General features: G+C 67.7%; 12 protein-coding genes. 9 read left to right on the plus strand and 3 right to left on the minus strand.

What is annotated here, in order from left to right; genetic code table 11:
- Positions 1 to 1,032 carry an alanine racemase gene (locus ACZ6ZQ_RS10555; protein ID WP_469768145.1) on the plus strand — a complete coding sequence of 344 codons (1,032 nt, stop codon included), beginning with the start codon at positions 1 to 3 and terminating at the stop codon, positions 1,030 to 1,032.
- 60 nt (positions 1,033 to 1,092) lie between these two features.
- Here ACZ6ZQ_RS10555 and ACZ6ZQ_RS10560 read toward each other — a convergent pair whose 3' ends face one another.
- Both ACZ6ZQ_RS10560 and ACZ6ZQ_RS10565 read right to left on the minus strand, forming a co-directional pair.
- A complete protein-coding gene (locus ACZ6ZQ_RS10560; RefSeq protein WP_469768146.1) occupies positions 1,093 to 2,595 on the minus strand; it encodes a glycosyltransferase family 87 protein in 1,503 nt (500 codons plus the stop codon).
- Between the two features lie 123 nt (positions 2,596 to 2,718).
- On the minus strand, positions 2,719 to 5,451 hold the full coding sequence (locus ACZ6ZQ_RS10565; RefSeq protein WP_469768147.1) for a transglycosylase domain-containing protein: 2,733 nt from the start codon (positions 5,449 to 5,451) through the stop codon (positions 2,719 to 2,721).
- Positions 5,452 to 5,811: 360 nt separating this feature from the next.
- On the opposite strand from ACZ6ZQ_RS10565, the gene ACZ6ZQ_RS10570 reads away from it, so the two are divergent.
- The 3 genes from ACZ6ZQ_RS10570 (at position 5,812) to ACZ6ZQ_RS10580 (ending at position 9,010) form a co-directional block, all read left to right on the plus strand.
- Positions 5,812 to 6,528 (plus strand): PadR family transcriptional regulator, encoded by a 717-nt coding sequence (locus ACZ6ZQ_RS10570; protein WP_469768148.1) that lies wholly within the window; start codon positions 5,812 to 5,814, stop codon positions 6,526 to 6,528.
- 52 nt (positions 6,529 to 6,580) lie between these two features.
- On the plus strand, positions 6,581 to 7,663 hold the full coding sequence (locus ACZ6ZQ_RS10575) for an inositol-3-phosphate synthase (protein ID WP_453667796.1): 1,083 nt from the start codon (positions 6,581 to 6,583) through the stop codon (positions 7,661 to 7,663).
- 78 nt (positions 7,664 to 7,741) lie between these two features.
- Positions 7,742 to 9,010 carry an MFS transporter gene (locus ACZ6ZQ_RS10580; RefSeq protein WP_469768149.1) on the plus strand — a complete coding sequence of 423 codons (1,269 nt, stop codon included), beginning with the start codon at positions 7,742 to 7,744 and terminating at the stop codon, positions 9,008 to 9,010.
- A gap of 86 nt (positions 9,011 to 9,096) precedes the next feature.
- On the opposite strand, the gene ACZ6ZQ_RS10585 is transcribed toward ACZ6ZQ_RS10580, so the two are convergent.
- Complete coding sequence (locus ACZ6ZQ_RS10585; protein WP_469768150.1) at positions 9,097 to 10,563, minus strand: CCA tRNA nucleotidyltransferase; 1,467 nt, start codon at positions 10,561 to 10,563, stop codon at positions 9,097 to 9,099.
- A 180-nt stretch (positions 10,564 to 10,743) separates the two neighbouring features.
- On the opposite strand from ACZ6ZQ_RS10585, the gene ACZ6ZQ_RS10590 reads away from it, so the two are divergent.
- The 5 genes from ACZ6ZQ_RS10590 (at position 10,744) to ACZ6ZQ_RS10610 (ending at position 18,833) form a co-directional block, all read left to right on the plus strand.
- Positions 10,744 to 13,068, plus strand: coding sequence for a DUF6049 family protein (locus tag ACZ6ZQ_RS10590; protein WP_469768151.1), 2,325 nt, complete (start codon positions 10,744 to 10,746; stop codon positions 13,066 to 13,068).
- Positions 13,069 to 13,113: 45 nt separating this feature from the next.
- The gene (gene murJ, locus ACZ6ZQ_RS10595) at positions 13,114 to 15,333 is read left to right on the plus strand and encodes a murein biosynthesis integral membrane protein MurJ (protein ID WP_469768152.1); all 2,220 of its coding nucleotides are present in this window, start codon (positions 13,114 to 13,116) and stop codon (positions 15,331 to 15,333) included.
- Between the two features lie 120 nt (positions 15,334 to 15,453).
- Positions 15,454 to 17,175: a protein kinase family protein gene (locus tag ACZ6ZQ_RS10600; protein ID WP_469768153.1), complete on the plus strand. Its 1,722-nt coding sequence runs from the start codon at positions 15,454 to 15,456 to the stop codon at positions 17,173 to 17,175.
- Positions 17,176 to 17,208: 33 nt separating this feature from the next.
- On the plus strand, positions 17,209 to 17,913 hold the full coding sequence (gene sigM, locus ACZ6ZQ_RS10605; protein ID WP_469768154.1) for an RNA polymerase sigma factor SigM: 705 nt from the start codon (positions 17,209 to 17,211) through the stop codon (positions 17,911 to 17,913).
- Positions 17,910 to 18,833 carry an anti-sigma factor family protein gene (locus ACZ6ZQ_RS10610; RefSeq protein ID WP_469768155.1) on the plus strand — a complete coding sequence of 308 codons (924 nt, stop codon included), beginning with the start codon at positions 17,910 to 17,912 and terminating at the stop codon, positions 18,831 to 18,833. The genes sigM and ACZ6ZQ_RS10610 overlap by 4 nt, the downstream gene beginning before the upstream one ends.
- Positions 18,834 to 18,915 lie beyond the last annotated feature (82 nt).

An 18,915-nucleotide genomic window follows, 5' to 3' on the forward strand; every position in this document is an offset into this window, starting at 1 on the left:
ATGGCGCTCTCCCTCTACGTAGACACCGCACGCTGGCGGGCGCACCAGAAGTCCGTGATCGACCAGTTCCCGGGCCTCGTCCCGGTCTGCAAGGGCAACGGCTACGGGTTCGGTCATGAGCGCCTCGCCGAAGAAACGACCCGCTTCGGCTCGGACATGCTCGCCGTGGGCACGACCTATGAAGCGGCGCGGATAAAGGACTGGTTCAGCGGCGATCTCCTCGTCCTCACCCCGTTCCGGCGCGGTGAGGAGCCGGTTCCGCTGCCGGACCGGGTCATCCGCTCGGTCTCCTCGGTCGACGGTGTGCATGCCCTGGTCGGCGCGCGCGTCGTCATCGAGTGCATGAGCTCCATGAAGCGTCACGGCGTCTCAGAGCAGGAACTGGGCCAGCTGAACACGGCGATCGAGGACGTACGCCTCGAGGGCTTCGCCCTGCATCTGCCGCTGGACCGCACGGACGGCTCCGACGCGGTCGAGGAGGTCATCGCCTGGATGGACCGGCTGCGCGCCGCGCGGCTGCCCCTGCACACCATGTTTGTGAGCCATCTGCGCGCCGAAGAACTGGCGCGGCTCCAGCAGCAGTTCCCGCAGACCCGCTTCCGTGCCCGGATCGGCACGCGGCTGTGGCTCGGTGACCACGAAGCGACCGAGTACCGGGGCTCTGTCCTCGACGTCACCCGCGTAGCCAAGGGCGACCGTTTCGGCTACCGCCAGCAGAAGGCCGCTTCGGACGGCTGGCTGGTGGTCGTCGCAGGCGGCACGTCGCACGGGGTCGGCCTGGAGGCGCCGAAGGCCCTGCACGGCGTCATGCCGCGCGCCAAGGGCGTCGCCCGCGCGGGTCTGGCGACCGTCAACCGCAATCTGTCGCCGTTCGTCTGGGCAGGCAAGCAGCGCTGGTTCGCCGAGCCGCCGCACATGCAGGTGTCGATCCTCTTCGTACCGGCGGACTCGCAGGAGCCGAAGGTCGGCGATGAGCTGGTCGCCCATCTGCGCCACACGACCACGCAGTTCGACCGCCTGGTCGACCGCTAGGCCCGCCCACGGGGCCCGGCCCGGCCGCCGGTTGCCGGCCCCACGCCGCGCGCGCCGCGGCTAGCCTCCCGCGGTCCCTGTAGTCCCTGTGGTTCCCCACTCCACCCGCGGCCCCTCAACCGCGTGCGCGGCGTGCCGCGGTGGATGCGCCGCCTGACCGAGCACGAACACGTCCTGTGCCCTGTCCAGCACCCCGCCGGACGGGTCGTCCGTTCCGTCCTGCCGTACGACGTCACGCTCCGGCATCAGGATGTCCCGTACGACCACGGCGCACAGGTAGAGCGTCCCCAGCAGATGCACGGCGATCGCCAGCTGGTAGCCCTCCGTGGGCAGGCCTTGGTGCTTGTCACCGCTTGTCGTGTACGCGAGGTACATCCAGATCCCCAGGAAGTACACGACCTCGCAGGCCTGCCAGATCAGGAAGTCCCGCCAACGGGGCCTGGCCAGCGCGGCGAGAGGGATCAGCCACAGCACGTACTGCGGCGAGTAGACCTTGTTAGTAAGGATGAACGCCGCCACGACCAGGAAGGCGAGCTGCGCGAACCGCGGCCGGCGCGGTGCGGTGAGCGCCAGCGCTGCGAGACCTGCGCAGGCCAGCAGCATCAGCAGCGTCGCGTACGTGTTGACCGTGTCGACGTCGAGCGGCTCGCCCGTGCGCTGGGTGATGATCAGCCAGAACGAGCCGAAGTCGACCTGCCGCTCCTGGCTGAAGGTGTAGAACTTCTTCCACCCCTCGGGGGCGAGCAGCATGACCGGCAGGTTCACGATCAGCCAGGAGCCCGCCGCACCCAGCAGGGCTGCCCCGTACGCCCGGTATTTGCCCGCCCGCCAGCACAGCACCAGGAGAGGTCCGAGCAACAGGACCGGATAGAGCTTGGCGGCGGTCGCGAGTCCGATGAGGATGCCGAAGGCCAGGGGTCGTCCACGTGACCACATGAGCATCGCCGCCGCCGTGAGGGCCACGGCCAGCAGATCCCAGTTGATGGTGGCGGTGAGGGCGAACGCGGGCGCGAGCGCGACCAGTAGCCCGTCCCAGGGCCTGCGGCGGTGGGTGCGGGCAACGCAGACGGCGATGACGGCGGTGCAGATCAGCAGCATGCCCGCATTGACCATCCAGTACATCTGCTCGCGGTGCTGGATGGACCCGCCGGATGGCGTCAGCCAGGCGGCGGCCTGCATGAACAGCCCTGTCAGAACGGGGTATTCGAGGTACTCCATGTCGCCGCTCAGCCGGTCGAAGTACGGAATCTGACCGTCGGCGAAGCCCCGCCCGAGGAAGAGGTGAGGGATGTCCGAGTAGCAGGCGTGCGTGTACTGCGAGCTGGTGCCACGGAACCAGGCCCAGTCGTAGCAGGGGATCTTCTGCACCATGCCGAGCGCGAACATCCCGATCGCCACCAGGGCGACGACCCGCACAGGCGTGAACCAGCCACTGCCGACCCACGCCCAGCGGCCCACAGGACCACCGATCAGCTCACTGCCGGCCGCCGCGACCTCGTCCCGCTGCGTGGGACATACCAGCGGCTGGTCCTTCTGCACGATCGTCTTCTGTGGGCTCGGCATGGGGCCCATCCTGCCGTACGGGGCTGTGGACGCGTACGGCCTGTGGACAACGGCGAGGGCCGCCGCACCGGAATCGACGTTCCGGTGCGGCGGCCCTCGTGGCGGGTTCGGAGAGAAGGGCTGTCAGCCCGTCGAGCCTCCGAACCAGCCGCCGTTGCCATTGCCGTTGCCATTGGTGGTACCGCTCGTGGTGTCTGGTGAGGGACTGGTGGTGACCCCTCCATCCGTCGTACCACCGTCGGTGGTGCCGGCGTCAGTACCGGCAGTGGTGCCACCGCCGTCCTGACCGCCCGTAGGCGTGCACTTCCAGTCGAACGGGTCGCAGGACTTGCTGGGCTTGGGAGTATCGGACGGCGTCTGGGACGGCGTCTGGGACGGGCTCGCGGACGGCGTCTGCGAGGGCGTGAGGGAAGGCGACGGCTCGGGGCTCGACAGACCGCCTCCGAAGACCGCGTCGGCGTCCAGGGACTCCGGCTCGGGGAAGCGCTCGACCTTCGTGCCCTCCAGGGCCTCCGACATGTAGTCGTGCCAGATCTCGGACGGGAACGACGAACCGTGGATCTTCTGCTGACCACCCGTACCGAACATCTTCTCGAACTTGCGGTCCTTGCTCTTCGCGTTGTCGTCCATCCGGTACATGTCGATGGCGGTGGACAGCTGAGGCGTGTAGCCGACGAACCAGGCCGACCTGTTGCCGTCGGTCGTACCGGTCTTGCCGGCGACGTCCCGGCCCGGGAGCGCCGCGTTCCGGCCCGTGCCGGCGGGGTCTTCGACGACATCCTTCAGCACGTCGGTCACATTGCTCGCGATGGCCGAGGAGAACCGCTGCTCGGACTCGTCCTCGTGGTTGTAGACCACCTCGCCACGATGGCGTGCCTTGAGGACGGAGAACGGCTCGCGCTGCTCACCATTGGCGGCGAAGGTCGCGTACGCGCCCGCCATACGGATGGCGCTGGGGCTGGAGATACCGATCGAGAACGACGGGACGTTCGACTTGACCAGCGAGTCCTCCCGCAGCCCGGCGTCGACCGCCGCCTCCCTCACCTTGTCGACGCCCACATCCATGCCCAGCTGGACGAAGGGCGAGTTGGCAGAGCGGATCATGGCTTCACGCAAGGTGATGTCCTTGTACGACTTATGGCCGTCATTGGCCTGCAGCCACTGCTCTCCCTTCTCGTTCTCCCAGACCGTGCCGTCATAGTTCTTGATCTTGAGGTTGTCGATGGCGCTGTACTTGCTCTTGTCCGGGTCGACCAATGTGCGGTCTTCGTCTCCCTGATCAGACGGGAGCTTCGGGTTGCGCACGCCGTCCCGCATCGCAGCGGCGAGAACGAACGGCTTGAACGTCGAGCCGACCTGGGCACCGGTCTCGTCCGCATTGTTGGTGAAGTGCTTCGTCGCGTCCTCACCGCCATAGATGGCGACGATCGCGCCCGTCTTCGGGTCCACCGAGGCGCCACCGAACTGAACGTGGGTGTCCGTTTCCGGGCGCTTTTTCGGGTCGATGTTCTTCTTGCGGACGTTCTCGACAGCGGCCTTCAGCTTTTCGACCCTGGGCTTCTCGAAGGTCGTGTAGATCTCGTAGCCGCCCTTGGACAGGTCCTCGGCCGTGATGCCCCTGGGGTTGTTGTTGATGAAGTAGGCCTTGGCAAGGTCCACGAGATAGCCGGTCTGCCCGCTGAGCTGGGCGTTCTTCTTGGGCGGCTCGGGCATCGGGAACGCCCCCTTGCGAGCCACCGCGTACGTCGAGGACTCGGGATAGCCGTCGTTGGCCATCTCTCCCATGATCCATTGCCAGCGCTTCACCGCGCGGGCCGTATTGGCCTCGCGGGTCGCCGTCCGGTCGATCTCCGTGGAACCGGCCGGGTCGTAGTACGTGGCGCCCTTGAGCAGCGAGGCGAGGAAGGCGCACTGGCTCGGGCTGAGGTCCTTGGCGTTCGTGTTGTAGTACGTACGGGCCGCGGCCTGGATTCCGTAGGCGCCACGCCCGTAGTACGACGTGTTCAGGTAGCCCTCCATGATGTCTTCCTTCTCCAGTTCGGCGCCCACCTTCATGGAGATGAAGAGCTCCTTGACCTTCCGGCTCAAGGTCTGCGACTGGTCACCCAGCATGGCGTTCTTCACGTACTGCTGGGTGATGGTCGAGCCACCCTGCGTCTGCCCGCCCTTGGCCATGTTGACCACGGCACGGGCGATACCCATGGGGTCGATGCCCGAGTCGGTTTCGAACGTCTTGTTCTCGGCCGACATCACCGCGTGACGCATCGCCTTGGGGATGTTCTCGTAGGAGATGATCTGACGGTTGATCTCACCACCGGTGGCAGCCATCTGGCTGCCGTCCTTCCAGTAGTAGACGTTGTTCTGCGCCGCAGCCGCCTTGTCCTGCTCCGGGATCCCCACCATCGCGTAGGCGATGGTCCCGGCGGCCATCAGGCTGCCGAGGAAGCCGAGACACAGCCCCGTCATGAGCTTCCACGACGGGACCCAGCGCCGCCAGCCGTACTTGTCGTGGCGCGGGTAGTCGATCAGCCGCTTCTTGCCCGGGTTGCCGCCGTGGCCGCGCCCAGGCCCACCGGGGCCGCCACCACGCCGACCGCCGCCGTGACCGCCGTAGCCCGCGCCACCGCCTTCCGCGGCTCTTCTGCGCCCGCCACCGCCCCGCTGGGCGGCACGCCGAGCCTCTGCCCGGCCTCCGTACGATCGCTCCTCCTGCCCGTACGAGGCAGAGGGGGTTCCGGTGCTCGTGCCCCGGGGCGGGGCAGCGCGGCGGCCTGATGGAGGCTGCTGGGCGGCGCGCCTGGCCGCGGCACGTCCGCCACCCTGCGGCTGCGGCGGTTTGCGACGGTGCTCGCTCATCGAACGACTACTCCTAGGGCAGGCGCGTAGGCCTGGAAGCGGCAGTTGAGATCCGGTCCCCCCGCATCAATACGGACCAGCCCCGTGAAGGGCTCATCCGCAATGCATCCAGGACGATGACGCTCGCTGGCGTCACACGGTTCCCGGTGGTCTGCATGCCGCACAGACTACGCACGACCAAAAACCACCCAGGGTCGAAATTCACCCCAAAACAGGCATCTCGATTGCGGCGAATTGACGATGTGACGCCGGTCACGATGCCTCCTCTTGTAGCAGCAAGAGCGCCGTTCTATCGTCTGGATGTATCGAGTCGATACATCAGAGCGGCATAGCAGTCAGGGAAGGCTGAGGAGGCGATCGATGAGCAGACGCTCCGGCATCCTCGAGTTCGCCGTTCTCGGCCTGCTCCGCGAGGCCCCGATGCACGGATACGAGCTGCGCAAGCGGCTCAACACGTCGCTGGGGATCTTCCGGGCCTTCAGTTACGGGACCCTCTACCCCTGCCTCAAGACGCTGGTCGCCAACGGCTGGTTGATCGAGGAGCCGGGCAGCGCTCCTGAGGACGCTCTTGCCGCCTCGCTCGCGGGGCGTCGGGCCAAGATCGTCTACCGGCTGACGGCAGAAGGTAAGGAGCACTTCGAGGAGCTCCTCTCCCACACCGGCCCCGACACCTGGGAAGACGAACACTTCGCGGCCCGGTTCGCCTTCTTCGGGCAGACGGAGCGCGAGGTACGGATGCGGGTGCTGGAGGGCCGGCGCAGCCGGCTGGAGGAGCGTCTGGAGAAGATGCGTACCTCCCTCGCCCGCACCCGCGAGCGCCTTGACGACTACACGCTTGAGCTGCAGCGGCACGGCATGGAGTCCGTGGAGCGCGAAGTGCGCTGGCTGAACGAGCTCATCGAGAGCGAGCGGGCGGGGCGGGATCAGCGACGATCCTCCGCCTCCGAGGACGCTCAGCAGGACACCACATCTGCAGAGACGGGCGGCCTGCCCCGGCACCGGGGCGCAGTGTCCCCCGAGGGGAGCCCTTCCGGGCACTCCAACCAGCCGGATCCGTCCGATGACACCACCAAGTGAGGCCCCGCATCCATGCAGGGTCTCGTACGAGAACACACAGGGAGCAACCGGAATGGGTTCGGTTCGCGTAGCCATCGTCGGCGTGGGCAACTGCGCCGCCTCGCTGGTGCAGGGCGTCGAGTACTACAAGGACGCAGATCCGGCCGGCAAGGTGCCCGGTCTGATGCACGTCCAGTTCGGCGACTACCACGTTGGTGACGTCGAGTTCGTCGCCGCCTTCGACGTCGACGCGAAGAAGGTCGGCCTCGACCTCGCCGACGCCATCGGTGCCAGCGAGAACAACACCATCAAGATCTGCGACGTGCCGAGCACGGGTGTGACCGTGCAGCGCGGCCACACCTACGACGGTCTGGGCAAGTACTACCGCCAGACCATCGAGGAGTCCGCCGAGACCCCGGTCGACGTCGTCCAGACCCTCAAGGACAAGCAGGTCGACGTTCTCGTCTGCTACCTGCCCGTCGGTTCCGAGGACGCTGCGAAGTTCTACGCGCAGTGCGCCATCGACGCCAAGGTCGCCTTCGTCAACGCTCTCCCGGTCTTCATCGCCGGTACCAAGGAGTGGGCGGACAAGTTCACCGAGGCAGGCGTCCCGATCGTCGGCGACGACATCAAGTCGCAGGTCGGCGCCACCATCACGCACCGCGTCATGGCGAAGCTCTTCGAGGACCGCGGTGTCCGCCTCGAGCGCACCATGCAGCTGAACGTCGGCGGCAACATGGACTTCAAGAACATGCTCGAGCGTGAGCGTCTTGAGTCCAAGAAGATCTCGAAGACGCAGGCAGTCACCTCGCAGATCCCCGACCGTGAGCTGGGCGAGAAGAACGTCCACATCGGCCCGTCGGACTTCGTGCAGTGGCTGGACGACCGCAAGTGGGCGTACGTCCGCCTCGAGGGCCGCGCCTTCGGCGATGTCCCGCTGAACCTCGAGTACAAGCTCGAGGTGTGGGACTCCCCGAACTCGGCGGGTGTCATCATCGACGCCGTGCGCGCCGCGAAGATCGCCAAGGACCGCGGCATCGGCGGCCCGATCCTGTCCGCGTCCTCGTACTTCATGAAGTCCCCGCCGGTGCAGTACTTCGACGACGAGGCCTTCGAGAACGTCGAGAAGTTCATCAAGGGCGAGGTCGAGCGCTAAAGCTCGTCCGCTGTCCGATCGTTGAGGGTCCCCGGGCAATCCGCCCGGGGACCCTCTTCGTGTGTGACGCTTGCCCACATGCCTGTCGTACGTGATTTGCGCGTACTCCTGCGCCTGACGAACTTCCGCCGCCTGCTTGCCGTACGGCTGCTCTCCCAGTCGGCCGACGGCGTCTACCAGGTCGCGCTCGCCACGCACGTCGTCTTCTCTCCGGAGAACCAAGCCTCCCCCGCCGCGATCGCCTCCGCCATGGCGGTGTTGCTCCTGCCGTATTCACTGATCGGCCCCTTCGCGGGTGTCCTGCTGGATCGCTGGCAGCGGCGTCAGGTCTTCCTCTACGGGAATCTGTTGCGGGCCGCCCTCGCCTGCTGCACCGCCGTATTGATCCTCGCGTCCGTCCCCGACTGGCTCTTCTACGCCTCCGCACTGTCCGTCACAGCCGTCAATCGCTTCATCCTGGCCGGACTTTCCGCCGCACTGCCGCGCGTTGTCGACGAGGAGCGGCTCGTCATGGCCAACTCCGTCTCGCCGACGGCGGGCACCCTCGCCGCCACTGCGGGAGCAGGGCTCGCATTCGTCGTACGACTGGCCGCTTCCGGCTCGGACGCAGCCGTGGTGCTGCTCGGCGCAGCGCTCTACCTCTGCGCCGCGCTCGCATCGCTGCGCATGGACCGTGGACTCCTCGGCCCCGATCCGGAGCTGGTGCAGCCACGGCTGGCCGCAGCCGTAGCGTCGACAGCCCGCGGCCTCATCAGCGGGCTGCGCCATCTGACCAAGCGGCCGGCCGCCGTCCAGGTCCTCATCGCAATGACCTTGGTCCGCTTTTGTTACGGCTCTCTGACCGTGATGGTCCTGATGCTCTGCCGCTACGCATGGTCGGAGACGGAATCGGAAGGGCTGGCTCTCCTGGGTCTGGCCGTGATCATCTCAGGCGCGGGGTACTTCGCCGCGGCTGTCACCACACCCTGGGCGGTCGACCGGCTCGGCCAGTACGGCTGGGTGGCGATGTGCACGGGGGCGGCGGCCATCTTCGAACCGGCCCTCGGTCTTTCCTTCACTCCCGTGCCGACGCTCGCCGCCGCGTTCGTTCTCGGCCTCGTCACCCAGGGAGTCAAGATCACCACCGACACAGTCGTGCAGACGTCCATTGATGACGCCTTCCGAGGTCGGGTGTTCTCCCTCTACGACATGTTGTACAACGTCGCTTTCGTCGGCGCCGCGGGCGTGACCGCCCTGATGCTGCCTCCCGACGGCAGATCCGTCCCGCTGGTCCTCATGGTCGCCGCGCTCTACGGGGCGGTCGCCGCGATGATGCTCCGGTGGCGGCACACGGGAGGTGTGCGCTAGCGGGGCAATGTTTCACGTGAAACATCGCCACCCTCCCAGCACGACGGGCGCCATGTTTCACGTGAAACATGGCGCCCGTTTCGGGGTCAGCCCTGAGTTGCCCACCAGCCCTTGAGGGCCGCGACGGCATCGTCATGCTCCATCGGCCCGTTCTCCAGCCGCAGCTCCAGCAGGAATGCGTAGGCCTTGCCGATCACCGGGCCGGGGCCGACACCCAGAACCTCCATGATCTGGTTCCCGTCCAGGTCCGGACGGATCGAATCCAGCTCCTCCTGCTCCTTGAGCTGGACGATGCGCTCCTCGAGCCCGTCATAGGCACGCGACAGCGCGCTCGCCTTCCGCTTGTTCCGTGTGGTGCAGTCCGAGCGCGTCAGCTTGTGCAGTCGCTCCAGCTGAGGGCCGGCGTCCCGCACGTACCGACGCACCGCCGAGTCGGTCCACTCGCCGGTGCCGTAACCGTGGAAACGTAGATGCAGCTCCACCAGCCGGGCGATGTCCTTGACCAAGTCGTTGGAGTACTTGAGCGCCGTCAGCCGCTTCTTGGTCATCTTGGCGCCCACCACCTCGTGATGATGGAACGAGACCCGGCCGTCCGTCTCGAACCGCCGCGTCCTCGGCTTACCGATGTCGTGAAGGAGCGCAGAGAGGCGGAGTACGAGATCCGGTCCGCTCTCCTCCAGGTCGATGGCCTGTTCCAACACGGTCAGCGAGTGCTCATACACGTCCTTGTGCCGGTGGTGTTCATCACTCTCCAGTCGGAGAGCCGGCAGTTCGGGGATGAAGTGGCCAGCGAGACCGGTGTCGACCAGCAGCGCCAAACCCTTCCGGGGGTGCGGGGAGAGGATGAGCTTGTTGAACTCATCACGGATCCGCTCCGCGGAGACGATCTCGATCCGCTCGGCCATCTCCTTCATGGCGGTGATGACCTCGGGGGCCACCTCGAAGTCCAGCTGAGCGGCGAAGCGCGCGGCCCGGAGCATGCGCAGCGGGTCGTCGGAGAACGAGTCCTCGGGAGTGCCAGGGGTACGCAGAACGCTCGCCGCGAGGTCCTCCAGACCGCCGTGCGGGTCGATGAACTCCTTCTCCGGCAGCGCTACGGCCATCGCGTTCACGGTGAAGTCGCGGCGGACCAGATCTTCCTCGATGGAGTCGCCGTAGGACACCTCAGGCTTGCGGGAGGTCCGGTCGTACGCCTCGGAGCGGTACGTCGTGACCTCGATCTGGAAGCGCTGCAGGGCGTCTCCGACGCGGGCGTCCTTCTGACACCCAACCGTGCCGAACGCGATCCCGACCTCCCACACAGAGTCGGCCCACGGCCGGACGATCTTCAGAACGTCCTCGGGGCGGGCATCAGTGGTGAAGTCGAGATCGTTGCCGAGCCGGCCGAGCAGCGCGTCCCGCACCGAGCCGCCGACCAGCGCGAGGCTGAACCCTGCCTGCTGGAATCGGCGGGCGAGGTCATCGGCGACAGGGGATACGCGCAGCAGCTCGCTCACAGCGCGGCGCTGCACCTGGCTCAGTTCGGTGAGGTTGTCTTCGTTGGCGTTCGGCACAACAGAAAAGAGTACGTGCCCGCGCGCACGCGAGCTTCCCTGTTTCCCTCGCGCTCACGCCCCTCCTCCGATCATGTGGAGCAGTCCCCAGCACTTCGTCACAGCGCACCTCGTTACCATTCGTGGACGCACCTAGCGACACCCACCAACGGCAACAGACGACGAGGGACGGACGAGCGCGTGGCCGAGGCGGCAGAATTCCAGGGGATGGGTCTTTCTCCTGCCCGCCGGTGGCTGCGGCGCACAGCCGCCGTCCTCGCGGGAACTCCACTGCTCGCCGGTCTGCTGTGCGTACCGGCGGCACCGGCCGCGTACGCCGCAACGGACGGTAGCGAATCCCGCACTGTCGATGTGGCACTGAACGACCTGTCACCGAGCGCCCCTGTGAAAGACGACACGCTCACCATCACGGGCACCGTGACGAACAAGGGCAAGGAACCGGTCACGGACGCGCAGGTCGATCTGCGCGTCGGACCGCGCATGGCGGACCGGCCGGAGATCGACGAGGCGTCCGCGCGTACCAGCTACTCGCCGGAAAGTGACGCCGAGGAGCTCGGCGGCCCGTACACCGTCAGGTTCGCCCGGCTGGCATCGGGCATCAGCCAGGAATTCAAGCTGACCGTCCCGGTCAGCAAGCTCAAGCTCGACGAGGAGGGCGTGTACCAGCTCGGTGTCTCCCTCTCCGGACAAACCCAGAGCGAGCCGCGCGAGCGGGTGCTGGGCATCGAGCGGACGTTCCTCCCGTGGCAGCCGGAGGCCACCGGCAAGAAGACCCAGCTCACCTTCCTCTGGCCGCTCATCTCGACGACGCATCTGTCGGCCGAGACCGGCTCGGACGAGCAGCAGACCCCGGTCTTCGAGAACGACACCCTGGCCACTGAGCTCGCCCCGGGAGGCCGGCTCGAGCAGCTCGTCTCCCTCGGCAGTCAGCTGCCCGTGACATGGGTCATCGACCCGGACCTGCTGGCCACGGTCGACGCGATGACCCGGAATTACCGGATCAAGAACGGTCAGGGCGCCACGACCCCCGGCCGGAACCAGGCCGTGGCCAAGAAGTGGCTGAGCACTCTCGAGGAAGCGGTCCAGGGCCGCAAGGTCGTCGCCGTGCCGTTCGGGGACCCCGACCTGGCCTCCCTCGCACACCGTGGGAAGGACGTTTCCGGGTCCCTCAGCCATCTGCAGCCCGCCACGGCGGTGGCCGAGTCGACCGTTGAGACGATCCTCCATGTGAAGCCGTCCATCGACTTCGCCTGGCCGGTGGAGGGCGCGATCGACCCGTCGATCGTCGATGTCGCGACCTCGGCCGGAGCACACAAGATCATCGCCCGAAGCGACAGTCTCCGCGAGACCGGCTCGGTGTCCTACACGCCCTCCGCGGCGCGGCCCATCGGCGGCGGCACGACGGCGGTCGTGGCGGACGGGCGGCTCTCAACGGCGTTCTACGGGGACATGAGCAAGGCGGGGACCTCGACTAAGACGGTCCAGGAGTTCCTGGCCCAGACGCAGGCTCTGACCCTTCAGGCGCCGGACGCGCAGCGGAGCATCGTGGTCGCCCCGCAGCGAATGCCGACGTCCGCCCAGGCACAGACGATGGCGAAGGCGCTGCACGGCCTCGCCGGCGAGCGCTGGACCCAGCCACTGGACCTGATCGCGGCTGCGTCGGCCAAGCCCGACCCCGACGCCACCACCCAGGTTCCGGCCTCCTCGCAGTATCCGAAGAAGCTCCGTACGCGGGAGCTGCCGGTGCGGACCTTCCAGGACATCAAGTCCACCCAGGAGACCCTCGACAACTTCAAGGTCATCCTCACGTCCCCGGACCGGGTGGTGACCCCGTTCGGCAATGCGATCAACCGGGAGATGTCCACGTCCTGGCGCGGCAAGGCGGCCCCGGCCGCCCAGTACCGCAGCGGGGTGCAGAGCTATCTGAAGAACCTCACCACTGAGGTGCGGCTGATCCAGAAGTCGGCACTGACGCTGTCGGGCCGCAGCGCCACGATCCCCGTGACCGTGCAGAACAAGCTGGTCCAGGGGGTCGACAACCTCGTCCTTCGGATCAAGTCCTCGAACCCCACACGCCTCAAGCTGGACGACAGCACCGTGATCGCCGAGCAGCCGGTCAAGATCGACGGCGGGCACAGCCAGTCGGTGAAGTTCGCCGCCGCGGCCAACGCCAACGGACCGGTGCAGGTGACGGCCCAGCTCTACACCGAGGACGGCAAGCTGTACGGCGGTCCCATGACCTTCACGGTCAAGGTCTCCGAGATCACCCCGACTGTGATGCTCGTCATCGCCGGCGGCGTGCTGCTTCTCGTCCTCGCAGGCGTCAGGATGTACACCCAGCGCAAGCGCGCGGCGGCTCGCGATGCCGCCGCGGACGCCCAACCGGCTGAAGAGAGCCCAGCGGGTGCGGAGGGCGACGGCCCGGAGCAGCCGAGTGACCTGACACCGGACACCGGACCGGAAAGCGCCGACCCGTCGAGCACGGGTGAGAAAGTGGACCGTTGAGCGATGTCGTGGCCGGTCGGCCGGGGACGATGAGGTGGGGTAACCATGAACGCGCCGTACGACGGTGACCGCGGGCAGGGCGCGGGGAGCACTGCGCCCTCCCCGGGCGCTCAGTACCCCCCACCCGGTCCCCAGCCGGCGGAGCCTGCGGCGGGCCAGGTGCCACCGCCGTCGCCCGAGCCCACGCCGGACCCGTATGTGCAGGACGCGTACGCGCACGACCCCTATCGGGCACAGGACCTCTCCGCCCAGGACCCGGTATCGGAGGCGCTCTATGACCGCGCCGCCCATCCTCCGCCACCGCCCGCCGGCTTCCAGCGGCCACAGCCGATGTACCAGCAGCCGCCGGCTCAGCAGCATGCGCCTGACCCCCGGATCTGGGCCCAGACACCGCCACCCGAGCCGGACGGTCCGTCTCGTCGTCTGCCGTACGGGGACGACGCCGGGACTGTCCAGTTCACCGGCGTCGACGATCTCGTGACACGAGCCGGCAAGGACGAGCCCGCGCCGGACGCCTTCGCCCACCTCTACCGGGACCAGCAGGTCGCGGGCCAGTCGGCGCCCACTCCCGGTGCGGAGGCGGACCCCGCACCCGTCCCAGCGCCGTCACCTGCGCCCGCACCCAAGAAGTCGGGCGGCAGGGCGTCGGGGCTGCTCAAATCCAGCGCCGTCATGGCCGCCGGCACACTGGTGTCGCGACTCACGGGCTTCGTTCGCAGCCTGGTGATCACCGGCGCCCTGGGTGCCGCGCTGCTCGGCGACGCTTTCACCGTCGCCTACACCCTGCCGACGATGATCTACATCCTTACGGTGGGCGGCGGCCTCAACTCTGTCTTCGTTCCACAGCTCGTGCGTGCCATGAAGAACGACGAGGACGGCGGCGAGGCCTACGCCAACCGGCTGCTGACCCTCGTCATGGTCGCGCTCGGTGCGATCGTCGCGATCGCCGTGTTCGCAGCGCCGCTGCTGATCGCAGCCCTGTCGCCCACGATCGCCGGCAACCCTCCGGCGAACAGCGTCGCCGTCACCTTCGCCCGCTACTGCCTTCCCACGATCTTCTTCATGGGTGTGCACGTGGTCATGGGCCAGATCCTCAATGCCCGCGGAAAGTTCGGCGCGATGATGTGGACCCCGGTCCTCAACAACATCGTCATGATCTTCACCTTCGGGATGTTCATCTGGGTCTACGGCACCTCCGCCGAGTCCCAGATGAGTGTGCAGACGATTCCGCCCGAGGGCGTGCGCCTGCTGGGCATCGGTACCCTGCTGGGCCTGAGCGTCCAGGCCCTCGCGATGATCCCCTATCTCCGTGAGACCGGCTTCCGCTTCCGTCCCCGCTTCGACTGGAAGGGCCACGGGCTGGGGAAGACCGTCAAGCTCGCCAAATGGACGGTTCTGTTCGTCCTCGCCAACCAGGCAGGCGTGGTCGTGGTCACCCAGCTCTCCACCGCCGCCGGTGATGCGTCGGGCAAGGACGGGGCGGGCTTCCTTGCCTACTCCAATGCCCAGCTCATCTGGGGCATGCCGCAGGCGATCATCACGGTGTCGGTCATGGCGGCTCTGTTGCCGCGACTCTCCCGGGCCGCTCATGACGGGGACCCGGGCGCCGTCCGCGACGACATCTCGCAGGGACTGCGGAACTCGGCCGTCGCGATTGTCCCGGTCGCCTTCTCGTTCCTGGCACTGGGCGTGCCGATGTGCACCCTGCTCTACGCGTCCGCCGGCACGGAAGCCGCCAAGTCCATGGGCTTCATCCTGATGGCCTTCGGTCTCGGTCTTATTCCGTACTCGGTGCAGTACGTCGTCCTCCGTGGCTTCTACGCCTACGAGGACACCCGCACGCCGTTCTACAACACGGTCATCGTGGCCGCAGTGAACGCGGCGGCGTCGGCCGCCTGCTACTTCGTCCTCCCGGCGGAGTGGGCCGTGGTGGGTATGGCCGCCGCGTACGGTCTCGCCTACGCCGTCGGCGTCGGGATCGCCTGGCGCCGGCTGCGCAACCGGCTGGGCGGTGACCTCGACGGCTCCCATGTGGTGCGGACCTACGCACGGTTGTGCCTGGCTTCCGTCCCCGCTGCGGTAGCGGGCGGGGCGGTGGGGTTCTTCGTACTCAAGGCTCTCGGCGAGGGCGCGCTCGGCTCGCTCGTCGCACTCGCCGCCGGCGGAGTGGTCCTGCTTGTCATCTTCTTCGTCTCAGCGAAGAAGATGCGGATCGAGGAGCTCAACGCCCTGGTCGGCATGGTCCGCGGGCGACTGGGGCGCTAACAGCGCTCTTTCGCGCACAACCATCGTCCGCCACCGTGTGTCGTGCATAGCGGCGGACTGTGGGCACAATTGGCATGGCTGCTGGATATGGCGCAACGGATGGGGAGGCAGGGAACGACGGTGGCGGAACGTAGCACGGCTGCCGTCGACGTGGCCGACAACAGCGGTGACGACCCGCTGACCGCCCAGGCGGAGAAGGCCACGACCGACGGGGTGGCGGAAGCCGACGACACGGCAGAGAAGAACGCTCAGGACACGGGCACCGAGCAGAAGGGCGGCGAGCAGCCTCCTATGGCGGCGCCCGAACTGCACAGCGGTCACAAACTCGCCAGACGCTACCGACTCGAGGAGTGTGTCACCCGTCTGGACGGTTTCAGCAGCTGGCGTGCAGTCGACGAAAAACTGCGCCGTGCTGTCGGCGTCCATATCCTTCCCGCCGATCATCCGCGGGCCCGGTCCGTGCTCGCGGCGGCCCGCTCCTCAGCTCTCCTGGGCGACCCCCGGTTCGTACAGGTGCTGGACGCCGTCGAGGAGAACGACGTCGTCTACGTCGTGCATGAGTGGCTGCCGGACGCCATAGAGCTCACCGCGCTCCTCGCCGCAGGGCCGATGGAGGCTCATGACGCGTTCCAGCTCGTGAGCCAGGTCTCTCAGGCAATGGCCGCGGCGCACCGGGAGGGCCTCGCCCACCTCCGGCTCACGCCGGGCGCCGTACTCCGCAGTTCGACCGGGCAGTACCGGATCCGCGGGCTCGCCGTGAACGCCGCCCTGCGTGGCATCAGTGCCGAGCGTCCGCAGCGCACGGACACCGAGGCCATCGGGGCACTGCTCTACGCCGCGCTGACCCAGCGTTGGCCGTACGAGAACGACGCCTACGGCCTGTCCGGGCTCCCCAAGGGCGTTGGGCTCATTGCCCCCGACCAGGTGCGGGCAGGCGTTCACCGCGGGCTGTCCGAGCTCGCCATGCGCGCCCTGGTCAACGACGGTGCCACCGCGTCCCGCCAGGAGCCGCCCTGCACCACCCCGGACGAACTCGCCAAGGCAGTCGCGGCGATGCCCCGTATCCGGCCGCCGGAGCCCTCGTTCACGGCCCCACCCGAGTATCAGCGCACCACGTACCAGCAAGGCACCTACGGACGGCCCTCGGCACACGCCGGGACCGCCGCCACCCAGCCGGTGGCGGCGCCGCCCGCCCCGCTGGAGAGCCGCACCGGCAAGGCCCTCAAATGGGCCGTGTCCGCGCTGCTCATCGCCGCGCTGGGACTGGGCAGCTGGCAGGTCGCCGACAAGCTCCTGGACGACGACAAGGCCCCCGAAGACCCCGGAACCTCCCAGACGACGGACAACGGCGGGGACGACAAGCCGAGGACGCCGGTACCACTGACCGTCCAGGACGCCAAGGAGTACGCCCCGGACGGCAATCCGCAGAATGCGGAGGACGTCAACAAGACCTACGACGACGACAGCTCCTCGTACTGGCGCAGCAAGAGCTACGTCGGCGGTCCCGTTCTGGCGCCGTTCAAGCAAGGCGTGGGCATCGTCTATGACCTCGGCGCCGAGAGGAACATCGCGACTGCCTCGATAGCTCTCCACTACGACGGTAACCACACCGCCATCGCGCTCTATGCGACGGATTCTCTGACGCCGGCCGGCTCGGTCGACTCCATGAAGAAGATCGCGGCCGGCCAGACCGAGGGCAACTCCCTGAAGCTCACGGCCGAGAAGCCGGTGAAGAGCCGCTACGTGGTGATGTGGATGACTGCCATGCCGTTCTCGCCGCAGGACGAGTTCAGCAACCCGGGCCATAAGCAAGGCATCACGGACATCAGGTTCTCCAGCTGACATCAGAGCGAGACGTGGGGAGGGGGCTCACCGTTGGACGACGCGACGCTTGGCGACACAAGCGACCGGGATCTGCTGGCTCGTCATGTCGCCGGAGACCCTGACGCCTTCGGTGAGCTCGTACGGCGCCACCGCGATCGGCTCTGGGCCGTCGCTCTGCGCACACTGGGGGATCGTGAGGAGGCCGCGGACGCCGTGCAGGATGCGCTCGTTTCGGCCTTCCGAGCCGCCCACACCTTCCGCGGCCAGTCCGCCGTGACGACCTGGCTCCACCGCATCACGGTCAATGCCTGTCTCGACCGGGCCCGGAAGGCCGCCTCCCGCAAGACGTCACCCGTCGACGACACCGAGCGGCTTGAGCAGCTCCTCGAGCCTCATGAGTCCGCCGAGGCGCCCGCAGAACGCCAGGACCTTCACCGGGAGCTGCTGGCCGCGCTGGCCACACTTCCCGCTGACCAGCGAGCGGCGCTGGTCCTGGTCGACATGCAGGGGTACCCCGTGGCAGAGGCGGCACGGGTGCTGGACGTACCCACGGGGACCGTGAAGAGCCGCTGTGCACGCGGCCGGGCACGATTGCTCCCGATGCTCACTCATCTGCGCAGTGACACCGGGGATAGCCGTGGTCTTGACGGGGGAAGGAACCGGACGCCAGGGACATCCGTCCCACCGGCGTCGGGACCAAAGGATGCAGGACCGAGTGATCCTGCTGCTGTGAAGGGCGGAGGTGGGCGCGCGTGACCTCCACGACCGGCACGGCTCAGCACCCGGATGTCTCCGAGATCTCCGATCTCACCGAGGGCCTCCTCTCACCGTCCCGTCAGGCCGCGGTCAGGCAGCATCTCGACGGCTGTGATCTGTGTGCCGATGTACGAGCATCGCTGGAAGAGATCCGCGGCCTGCTCGGCACGCTGCCCGGGCCGCAGCGCATGCCTGCCGACATCGCAGGCCGTATCGATGCCGCCCTGGCCGCCGAGGCGCTGCTCAACGCCACCGCTCCTGACGATGAGCCGTCGCATGTTTCACGTGAAACAGAGCCCGCACTGCAGCAGCCCGACCGAGCACCCGCCGACCGTCCCGCAGGACGCCCGCGCGCTTCCGTCGGCCCCGGCCGAACGGCACAGGCTCGACGGCGCCGACGTACCGCCATTCTGGGGACCGCTTTCAGCATGGCTGCCGTGGGGCTCAGCGTCCTGCTCTTCCAAGCGGTCCGCACGGGCGACGGTGCCGACGGCATGAAGGCGGACCAGGGAATCAGCGCCACACAGACCGGGCCGGTCTTCTCGGACGACTCCCTCCAAGGTCGCGTTCATACGCTGCTGACCGCCGAGACCGTGAAGAAGGAGGTCCCGGACGATGCCTCGAAGCAGGGGCCTCGCACGGGGCAGGAACCCTCCCTCAGCATCGAGTCGAGCCCGAATTCTCCGCTGCGATCCGGCGCACCTGTGCCTCCCTGTATCCAGCGGGGCACCGGCCGTACTGATCCCGCCCTTGCCGTCGAGCAGGGCACCTACCAGGGCACCAAGGCGTACCTCGTGGTGCTGCCGCACTCCAGCGACAGCTCTCAGGTCGAGGCGTATGTGGTCGATGCGGCGTGCGTCGACACCGCGCCGACAGGTAAGGCGGAGCTTCTGCTGAGCCACGCCTACCCTCGCCCCTGAGACTGCTGCCGTGCCGCTCGGGCACCGCGGGAATGCGCGCCCCGTAGGATCCGTTGGGTGGGGTGAGAGTCGTTGACCCGGC

It is taken from the genome of Streptomyces sp. NPDC053673, from assembly GCF_055585225.1.

Excerpts from the sequence above, each read along its gene's own strand:
- ACZ6ZQ_RS10575 (WP_453667796.1), top strand. The coding sequence starts at position 6,581 with ATGGGTTCGGTTCGCGTAGCCATCGTCGGCGTGGGCAACTGCGCCGCC.
- ACZ6ZQ_RS10555 (WP_469768145.1), top strand. The coding sequence starts at position 1 with ATGGCGCTCTCCCTCTACGTAGACACCGCACGCTGGCGGGCGCACCAG.
- ACZ6ZQ_RS10570 (WP_469768148.1), top strand. The coding sequence starts at position 5,812 with ATGAGCAGACGCTCCGGCATCCTCGAGTTCGCCGTTCTCGGCCTGCTC.
- ACZ6ZQ_RS10560 (WP_469768146.1), bottom strand. The coding sequence starts at position 2,595 with ATGCCGAGCCCACAGAAGACGATCGTGCAGAAGGACCAGCCGCTGGTA.
- murJ (WP_469768152.1), top strand. The coding sequence starts at position 13,114 with ATGAACGCGCCGTACGACGGTGACCGCGGGCAGGGCGCGGGGAGCACT.
- ACZ6ZQ_RS10580 (WP_469768149.1), top strand. The coding sequence starts at position 7,742 with ATGCCTGTCGTACGTGATTTGCGCGTACTCCTGCGCCTGACGAACTTC.
- ACZ6ZQ_RS10565 (WP_469768147.1), bottom strand. The coding sequence starts at position 5,451 with ATGAGCGAGCACCGTCGCAAACCGCCGCAGCCGCAGGGTGGCGGACGT.